This is a genomic window from Bacillus sp. JJ1503 (assembly GCF_036965125.1).
Lineage (GTDB): Bacteria > Bacillota > Bacilli > Bacillales > Cytobacillaceae > Cytobacillus.
Map to the genome: position 1 here is coordinate 1 of NZ_JBALOZ010000226.1, position 9,366 is coordinate 9,366.

A 9,366-nucleotide genomic window follows, 5' to 3' on the forward strand; every position below is an offset into this window, starting at 1 on the left:
CAAGTTAAATCTAAGGAGGAAGAACAATGTATAAAATTACTGGGCATCATCATATTTCAATGATCACTAAGAACGCTCAATTAAATAATCATTTTTATCAAAACGTGTTAGGTCTTCGGCGCGTGAAAAAGACCGTTAACCAAGATGATCCTTCCATGTATCACTTATTTTACGGAGATTTAACTGGAAGTGCAGGTACAGAACTATCCTTTTTTGAAATGCCGTTAGCGGGAAGAACGCATCGTGGAACAAATGCCATTACTCAAATTGGCTTACTCGTCCCATCTTTGGAAAGTCTTAAATATTGGAAAAAACGCTTTGAGCAATTTGAAGTTAAGCACAGTGAAATCACAACCTATGCAGGTCGAGCAGCACTTCCATTTGAAGATTCAGAAGGGTTGCGACTTGTTTTATTAAATAATAATGGAGAAGAGATACCAGATTACTGGATGGCTTGGGAAGATTCAGCTGTAGAGCCTGAGCATCGTATTTTAGGAATGGGAACTGTGGAAATTACAGTGCGTTACTTGGAACGAACAGCTAAAACTTTAACGGAAATGTTTGGTTATATTGAAGTGGTGCGCACAGAAGATGAAGCAAACTTTCAGTCTGTTGCCGGTCAAGCATTTGGTGAAATTGTTGTAAAGCAGCAAGAGGGGCCAAGTGAAAAGCCAGGGCGTGGGAGTATTCATCATTTAGCCATTCGTGTAAAAAACGAGGAAGAACTCCTGTTTTGGAATGAAGAAGTGAAAAAACGTAGATTCTATTCATCAGGCATTGTTGATCGTTTTTACTTTCAAAGCTTATATTTCCGTGATTCTAATGGGATTTTATTCGAAATTGCAACAGATGGACCTGGATTTACAGCAGATTCTTCAATTGAAGATTTAGGAAAGAATTTAGATTTACCGCCATTTTTAGAAGAGAAACGTGCAGAAATTGAAGCCAAATTAAAGCCGCTTGATTAAGGGGAGATAAGAAAATGGAAAAATATCGTATCGATTTAAATAAAGGACTAGAATTTGGATTATATTCAATTGGTGATCATTTGCTAAACCCATATACAGGAAGTCGCATTAGCGCTGAGCAGCGCATTCGCGAATTAATTGAAGCAAGTAAGCTAGCAGATGAAGCGGGACTAGATGTTTTTGCTGTTGGTGAAAGTCATCAAACGCATTTTACAACGCAAGCACATACAGTCATTTTAGGTGCTATTGCACAAGCGACAAAAAATATAAAAATTGCGAGTTCGGCAACGGTGTTAAGTGTATCAGATCCCGTTCGTGTATATGAGGATTTTGCAACACTCGATTTAATCTCAAATGGCCGGGCAGAAATTGTCGCTGGTCGCGGATCAAGAATTGGTGCATATAGTTTGCTTGGATATGATGTCCGTGATTATGAAGAATTATTTGAAGAAAAATTAGAGCTGCTGTTGAAGATAAATAATGAGGATAGAGTGACTTGGGAAGGACAATTCCGTGCACCACTGGAAAATGCCTATATTCTTCCTCAGCCTCTAAATGGCCATATGCCGATTTGGCGTGCTGTTGGCGGTCCGCCTGCGAGTGCCATTAAAGCAGGCAATGCAGGAGTACCAATGATGCTAACAACACTTGGGGGCCCAGCGAAAAATTTTAAAATATCTGTAGATGCTTATCGTGAAGCTGCAACACAAAATGGATTTGACTCAAGCGAGTTGCCTATTGCCACAACGAGTTTATTTTACACGGCAGAAAATTCACAGGATGCACTTCGTGAGTACTATCCACATGTGAATACAGGGATGCAGGCATTAAGAGGCGGCGGTTATCCGAAGCAACAATTCGCTCAGGCAGTTGACTATCGTGATGCATTAATGATAGGAAGCCCACAGCAAATTATTGAAAAAATGCACTATCAATATGAATTATACGGACAACAGAGATTCATGGCACAAATTGATTTTGGTGGTGTGCCATTCGATAAAATATTGAAAAACATCGAATTGATAGCAACAGAAATTTTGCCTGCAGTAAGAAAATTTACAGTTAAAAAATAGGGGGCATATAAAATGAAAATAGTCGGTTTATCAGGTTCAAAGGTTGGTTCTAAAACAAGAACAGCGATGAACTACACATTAAAATCTGCAAGTGACAAATATCCAGACGCAAAAATTACGCTTATTGATTTAGCAGAATTTGAAGTTCAGTTCAGTGATGGACGTAATTATTGGGAGTATGCAGGCGATACAAAATATGTAGCCGAAAAAATAATGGAGGCAGATGCCATTATTATAGGCACACCAGTGTTCCAAGCATCCATCCCAGCTACATTAAAAAATATATTTGATTTACTGCCAGTAAACGCATTTCGCGACAAAGTTGTCAGTATGCTTGTGACAGCTGGCACTCCAAAGCATTACTTAATGGCAGAACAACAATTAAAACCTATATTGGCTTATATGAAAGCACAAATCGTACAAACTTATGTATTTATTGAAGAAAAGGATTTTCAGCGAAAAGAAATTACAAATGATGATGTGCTGTTCCGTATCGAGCGTTTAGTCGAAGATACAGTAGTACTAACGGAAACATATGCGAAAATCCGCAAAGCTAAAGAAGCAGAATACGATTTTTAATAGAATTATAATATCAATACTTGCTAGCGAATTATACACCCTTAGCGACAATATGATTCAAAGGTATGATGAATGAATTAGGAAAAATATTGATACTGAAAAGGTTTTGACCGCTGGCTGACTTGAAAGGTTTTTAACAAGACTTTTTATGGTCAGCTTCTTTTAGATTTAAGCTATTAATAACCCTAACTTGACATATTGGAAAAGCCATGTGGCATAAATTGAATTGAAAATAAATATGTGTTAGGGCGGGTGATTATGATGGTTGTGAAATATAAGAATAATTGGATTCCTATTAAAACACTTGAAGAGATGTCCAAGACCAATTACGACGTCCTGATTGTCGGTTCAGGTCCCGGGGGAGGGGCAACTTTACAAAGACTTTGTGAGTTGTGGAAGAATCAAGGAGCCAAAAAGATTGGAATAATTGAAAAGGGTGATAAGTTATTTCATTCCCATTCCCTTAATATTCCTACGCAGAATGTGAATACAGCCCGAGATGTCCTTCTTCCTGATAATTCAACAGCTTTAGGTAAACGGTTACCACAATTTTCAGGAGCTACAATGGTATATGCACTTGGAGGCAGGTCATTGTTCTGGAATGCAGCCACTCCGCGCCCTATTCGGTCTGAGCTTAATAAATGGCCAATTCATCCCCGTGAAATAAATGTATATTATGGGATGGCCGAAAAATTATTACATGTTACAAGAGATTATGCTAAGGGCTCATCGATGCAAAATGTTATGTTAAAGCGACTCCATGCAAACGGGATTTTGGAAGCTGATGACATGCCTTTAGCTTTTGATATGACTCCATCCCGGCAAGGTGAAGTCCACTCAAATCCATGGTTTAGTTCGATCAATGCTTTAGCTGCTGCCTTGTTTGATCGGCCATATGACCTTGCAGTTAACGCTTATGCTTCTAGAATTATTGCTGAAAGTGGAAGAGTGTCGGGTGTCGAAGTATTTTCTGAAGACAAGAGGTCTCATATACTTCGCGCCAAAAATGTCGTAGTATCGGCTAGTACGTTAGAAACTCCGCGTCTATTGCTTAATTCTGGAATCCAAGGGCCTGCAATTGGGCGTTATTTAACAGGGCATGTATCCATTATTGGAATTGGAACAATCGATCGAAGACAGTTCTCTGACAAACTGGGCAATCTCGCTGTATTGAAATTTGAGACAAATGAGTCTCCATATCAAATTCAGATTCTTGGGCCAGACCAATACTTTTCATATCAGCAGTTTGAAGACAAAGCATTAAAGGATCAGCTTATGGTTGTCTACGCATCCTTTGGAAGGGTGGAGCCTCGAGCTGAGAACAGAGTGTACCTTACGGCTGAGAAGGATGAGTTCGGTGTACCGTTACAGCAAGTCCAATACTCTTTAAGCAACAAAGACCGTCAAGTAGCAAACCAGGTTGCCCAAGGCATTAGACAATCTGCAGCTGCTATGGGCGTGACTCTGGATGAATCTTCTTTGGCGCTGAGGCCGCCAGGGGCAGATATGCATGAGGCGAGTACAAGCAGAATGGGAGATGATCCTTCGACATCAGCGACTAACCGTCAAGGTCAAGTACATGGGGTTCAAGGGCTATTTGTAGCTGATAATAGTGTGCTTCCTTCATTAACTGCGGCTGGACCTGTACTTTCAAATGTTGCTTTGGCCATTAGACTGGCAGATCATATCGTTCGACAGTCACAGTAACATCGTATTAATAAATTGATAGCTTTCTCGATTGCAAATGTTCTTTCGTATCTTTCAATGTCAAATAATAGGTGATTATCCTAAAATCAAAATAAAAGTTAGTAAGTTAAAACCAACTTTTACTAGAGAAAAGTTGGTTTTTAATTTTTCAAATGATTGACACAGACAAAGATAAAACGTAAAATTATCTCACATTAAAGATATTTAATTTAAAGATATTAGCTTTTAATTAGTGTCATAGAAAAATGTAAATTAATTAAAGGGGTGGATAAAAAAATGAGTAGCCAAAATGTCTGGTCCAGAGGAATTAGAAGTGTAAAAAATGTCTCTTTTCAGGAAAATTCGCCAACTCATAAAGTTGGATTCGTTTTAGAACCGGGTAATTGGGAAGAATATGATCCATTTCTATTGATGGCGGAAGATTTTTTCCAGCGGGGGACATTCGGAATGCACCCGCATCGTGGAATAGAAACTGTAACCTATGTGATTGATGGAAAGCTTGAACACTTGGATAACAAAACAGGCGGAGGGGAATTATTACCCGGAGATGTTCAATGGATGACAGCTGGTAAAGGGATCATTCATACAGAGGACCCTGCTTTGGGAGAAACCGTTCATTCCCTGCAGTTGTGGGTGAATCTGCCTAGTGATAAAAAAATGACAGAACCTCGTTATCAGAATATGCGTGCACAGGATATGCCAGTTCGTTTTGAAGATGGCGCAGTCATCCGTGTCTTTTCAGGCTCATCAATGGGTGTTAAGGCCGGCACGAAAAATCACGTACCTGTTACAATGGTAGAGATTATACTTGAACCGAATAAAACTGTCATCCAGGATCTTCCTGGTGGCTATAATGGATTTCTATATATAATAGAAGGAAAAGGTACTTTTGGCAGTAAAAATACGGATGGCGAGAAAGGTCAAGTTCTTTGGTTGGAACGTGGAATGGATGCCGGAAAGAGTGAAGTGAAGATTCAATCTAAAGAAAAATTACACGTCTTATTATATGCTGGCCAACCCATTAGAGAAAATGTTGTCGCTCGTGGTCCATTTGTGATGAATTCGGAAGAAGAGATTGTACAAGCATACAAGGATTTCAGAGAAGGGAAATTCGAATAAAAAAATATGTGACGATCTAGCCTAACTGAACATTCCTCAGTTGGGCTTTTTTAATATGGAAAGTATATGTCGAGATAGCATATAAGATGAACAAAGAGGGAAAATTGAGTATAAATATGATTTTGAATCAGGATTTATACCAGGAGGAAAACTTTCATGAAAATCGCTGCAATTATTGGCAGTAATCGTAAAGGATCTTACAACAGAAAGCTGACTGCTTTTATTCAAGAACGTTTTCAAGAGAATATTGAAATTGAAATTTTAAAAATTGAACAGTTACCAATGTACAGTGAGGATGATGAGTTTAATTCTTCTCCAATCGTAACGGAAATTAAGCAAAAGATTTCAGAAAGTGATGGTGTTTTAATTTCTACACCTGAATATAATCATTCCATCCCAGGACTCTTAAAAAATGCGCTCGATTGGGTTTCTAGAGTTGATACGGTTATGGTTAACAAACCGGTTATGATCATCGGCAGTACGACAGGAGCCCTAGGAACTGTTCGTGCTCAGATTCATCTTCGTCAAATTCTAAATTCGCCAGGCATTTCTGCCCTTATCTTACCTGGAAATGAAGTTTATATTACTTTTATACATGAGAAAATAAATAAAGCGGGAGAGCTGATACATGAGCCAACTATTCAAATTTTGGATCGAACGATGAATAATTTTATTGATTGGATAGGAAAAAATAAATTGTAAAAAAGTAAGGTCTATACCCGTTAGTCTTATGGTTAAAGGGGTATCGACCTTTTTTATGTTTATAGAAATTTGAGAGAGGAGTAAGGAGGAAAAACTCAGAAAATAACATAATTTTTAGTTTATATCTGAGAAATGCTAATACCCCATTTAGTTACGGTTTATATTTTTGTGAATTTTCCCCATGAACTATAATTTCTCCGCTGACGTTGAACTTCGTAACTTCGCCGCCTTCCAATGCGTAATTCGTAACATTGTCTCCATAAGTAATAATGTCTCCATTAATGGTCAAACTTTCAACTTTGCCTCCTGATTTAATACTTATTGCATTTGCCGCAAGCTTTGTTATTACGCCTTTGACTAGGGAATTACCCACAGAGCCATATGTTGTTACGTTTTCTTCCACAGTCATATTTCCAATGGGTTTGCTAACTTGTATGCCTATTGAGCCATCACCATAGGTAGTGATGGATTTAAACTTAATATTTTCAACCGTACCGTCATATTGGTTAAAGCCCCTAGCACCTAACCCATATGTAATAATATCTTGTGCCAAGAAATCTTTTACTGTACCAAAATTCACGAATCCAATACCGCTTGGTCCATAAGATACGATTGGATAATTACTAACCCATTTTTCAACTTTGCCCCACGTATCCAGGACCATATCATTAACACCATAAGTCACAAGCTCACCGTGATGTTCAACTGTTATTGCCTCAACACCATAAACTATGAAAACAGCAGCAGTAATGATATCTGCTGTACCATAGGGTAACATACCATTTGAATATACAGCACCTGTGGTTAGTGTTTCCAAATTAACTTTGCCACCTTTATCGCCAAAACCACAAACAAAAATGCCTGAGCCAATAACCGGAGCATTTTTAAAGCCTATGCAGATATTGGTTAATCTGCAATCAATCTTACTGTTTTCGTCAGAGTTAAAATTATAAACAGTCAGTGCCCCTTGGTATACATTAACGCCATACTTTTGCGGCTGCTCACTGTAATGTCTGGAATCGCAAGAAGTAATATGTATATTATCTGCAATCAGATTTATCTTGTCTGTTCCTGGCCTAGAAATAATTGAAACCTGCCCTGTAATATTCAAATTTTCAAGGACAATATTCCCCATATCTGGAATGCCGTAAACCGTATATATTGCTCGGTTAGCTTGTTTTGTCATCACTGTTAAGTTTGAGATAGTATTGTTGCGCGTCACACCAAAACCATCACTATTGTTAAAGCTCACCATACATGAACCGTTACTTTTTCCTATTAATTTGTAGCCTTCAGATAAAGTAATGGAATGCGGGGAAAGAATTGATGTTTCTATCTCCAAAACTTGTGGTGTATTTTCTGAAATGGCTTGCATCAATTCTAAAAGTGTAGTTATTTTTGTTATTTTCATTTTAAAATTCTCCCTTAAATTTTTCTCCTTTTCGAACGAATCCAAAAAATCTCTGATGTTGAAATTATTCTTTCCGAGGAACCTCTCCTCCATACAAACAGCGGACTTTATCAGCTAATGATATATAGTTGGGTTATCGATTGCTGAGGACCGCTTAAACGTTATAGACCAAGATTGTAGGTATAAATCGAATTAAATTTCCGAATAAGGAATGAAGTTTATCATTACTTTTGTAGAAATTTGAAACAGAAGCCAAGAATAAGAAAATAGTAAAAGTGGAATAATTTTTATCCTTAATTGAAGATTTTTTAAGTTGAGATATTTACGAGTTTGAGTTATGATGTGTTCATGAGTTATAAAAAGTAACCTGAGAACAAAAAGGAGACAAGGGGATGTGTAACCAATTTTATTTTCAGGCCTATTTAAGCTCTGTTTCTAGGAACTGATCACTAAAAGATATTTAAATATAAAATAACAGGGGGAATAGATTATGATTAAAACATTGAAAAAAACAATATTAACAGGGGCTGCGGCAGCAACCATTTTAGGAACAGCATTTACAACTATTTCGGGAGTAGAAGCAGCAGCTCCCAGCAGATATACACAAAACCAAGAAGTGAAAGTGAATAATCACAAATATACACATCTTGAAAGATATAGCTATTCACAAATTAAACAATATGAATTTCGTTTCAAACAATTAGGCTATAACATTCATGATCAGCACTCTATTATGAATTTTCAAAGGCATTATCATTTACATGCCGATGGGATTCTAGGAAGAGCTACAATCGAGAAATTAATGCGTGTAACGTATAACCAATATGAAGTTGACCTTTTAGCACGTGCTATTTATATGCAAGCCTATAATCAACCATTCAATGCCCGAATTGGAGTGGGTTCTATAATATTGAACCGATTGCATCACAGTCAATATCCTAATTCCATCTATGGAGTTATTCAAAATGACAGCCAATTTAGACCAGTAATATATGGAAGATATGCTGACATAAAACTTGATGCCAAATACTATCGTGCAGCCTATAAAGCCATTCAAGGTATTGATCCTACCCGAAATGAGCTTTATGTTCAAAATAAATTAAATATTAAAGCCACTAGCAGCATTTCATTATCAGAAACAGGAAAAATCACTTACGGACAAAACGTATTTACTAGATAAATAATTTTCCATTCAATGACATGACGTGCAAACCCAGCTGAGCATTTTTCGGTTGGGTTTGCAATTAAATATAATAGAGAGAAGGACAATAATTTGAATAGAGTAGTAAATATGATGATGCCGTTGATAATTTTAACTTTCTTTGTAGTTGGATTATCATATACACCTAATTCCGCCTATGCTGCTGAAAAAAATGGGGAAGATATCATCATTATTAATAAGAAGATAAATAAATTAGCCTATATTAATAGTCAAAACAAAATATACATTTTTTCCGTCGCAACTGGGAAAACAAAAGATTTAACTCCAGTTGGAGAATATAGAATTGTGAATAAAATAATTGACCGACCTTATAATAAAAAAAATATTCCTGGTGGAGCTCCTGAGAACCCATTAGGTCGTAGATGGCTTGGTTTGAACGTATATGGGACTCCTGGTAATACCTATGCAATACATGGAAATAATAACGAAAACGCTATCGGAAAGTATGTTACAGCAGGTTGCATAAGGATGAACAACAATGAAATCGAATGGCTGTTTGGAATGGTAAAAAATAATACGAAAGTATGGATAGTAGATTCTAACGAGACATTTGAAAAAATGGCGGCAAACAGATTACTCGAAAAA

At 37.2% G+C, this 9,366-nt stretch carries 9 protein-coding genes; 8 read left to right on the plus strand and 1 reads right to left on the minus strand.

Annotated elements, in window-relative coordinates; all coding sequences use genetic code 11:
• The first annotated feature begins 26 nt into the window (after nucleotides 1–26).
• From V7149_RS16980 to V7149_RS17005, 6 genes are all read left to right on the plus strand, one after another.
• Nucleotides 27–968, plus strand: coding sequence for a ring-cleaving dioxygenase (locus V7149_RS16980; RefSeq protein WP_335346792.1), 942 nt, complete (start codon nucleotides 27–29; stop codon nucleotides 966–968).
• 14 nt (nucleotides 969–982) lie between these two features.
• The gene (locus tag V7149_RS16985) at nucleotides 983–2,041 is read left to right on the plus strand and encodes an LLM class flavin-dependent oxidoreductase (protein ID WP_335346793.1); all 1,059 of its coding nucleotides are present in this window, start codon (nucleotides 983–985) and stop codon (nucleotides 2,039–2,041) included.
• Nucleotides 2,042–2,053: 12 nt separating this feature from the next.
• Nucleotides 2,054–2,620, plus strand: coding sequence for an NADPH-dependent FMN reductase (locus tag V7149_RS16990; RefSeq protein WP_335346794.1), 567 nt, complete (start codon nucleotides 2,054–2,056; stop codon nucleotides 2,618–2,620).
• Between the two features lie 258 nt (nucleotides 2,621–2,878).
• Nucleotides 2,879–4,327: a GMC family oxidoreductase gene (locus V7149_RS16995; RefSeq protein ID WP_335346795.1), complete on the plus strand. Its 1,449-nt coding sequence runs from the start codon at nucleotides 2,879–2,881 to the stop codon at nucleotides 4,325–4,327.
• Nucleotides 4,328–4,603: 276 nt separating this feature from the next.
• A complete protein-coding gene (locus tag V7149_RS17000) occupies nucleotides 4,604–5,446 on the plus strand; it encodes a pirin family protein (protein ID WP_335346796.1) in 843 nt (280 codons plus the stop codon).
• Nucleotides 5,447–5,602: 156 nt separating this feature from the next.
• Complete coding sequence (locus tag V7149_RS17005) at nucleotides 5,603–6,148, plus strand: NADPH-dependent FMN reductase (RefSeq protein ID WP_335346797.1); 546 nt, start codon at nucleotides 5,603–5,605, stop codon at nucleotides 6,146–6,148.
• 151 nt (nucleotides 6,149–6,299) lie between these two features.
• On the opposite strand, the gene V7149_RS17010 is transcribed toward V7149_RS17005, so the two are convergent.
• Nucleotides 6,300–7,559 (minus strand): hypothetical protein, encoded by a 1,260-nt coding sequence (locus V7149_RS17010; protein WP_335346798.1) that lies wholly within the window; start codon nucleotides 7,557–7,559, stop codon nucleotides 6,300–6,302.
• A gap of 490 nt (nucleotides 7,560–8,049) precedes the next feature.
• Between V7149_RS17010 and V7149_RS17015 the strand changes: the two genes are divergently transcribed.
• Both V7149_RS17015 and V7149_RS17020 read left to right on the plus strand, forming a co-directional pair.
• The gene (locus tag V7149_RS17015) at nucleotides 8,050–8,739 is read left to right on the plus strand and encodes a cell wall hydrolase (protein ID WP_335346799.1); all 690 of its coding nucleotides are present in this window, start codon (nucleotides 8,050–8,052) and stop codon (nucleotides 8,737–8,739) included.
• 93 nt (nucleotides 8,740–8,832) lie between these two features.
• Nucleotides 8,833–9,366 (plus strand): L,D-transpeptidase (locus tag V7149_RS17020; RefSeq protein WP_335346800.1); only part of this gene is annotated, 534 nt, incomplete at its 3' end.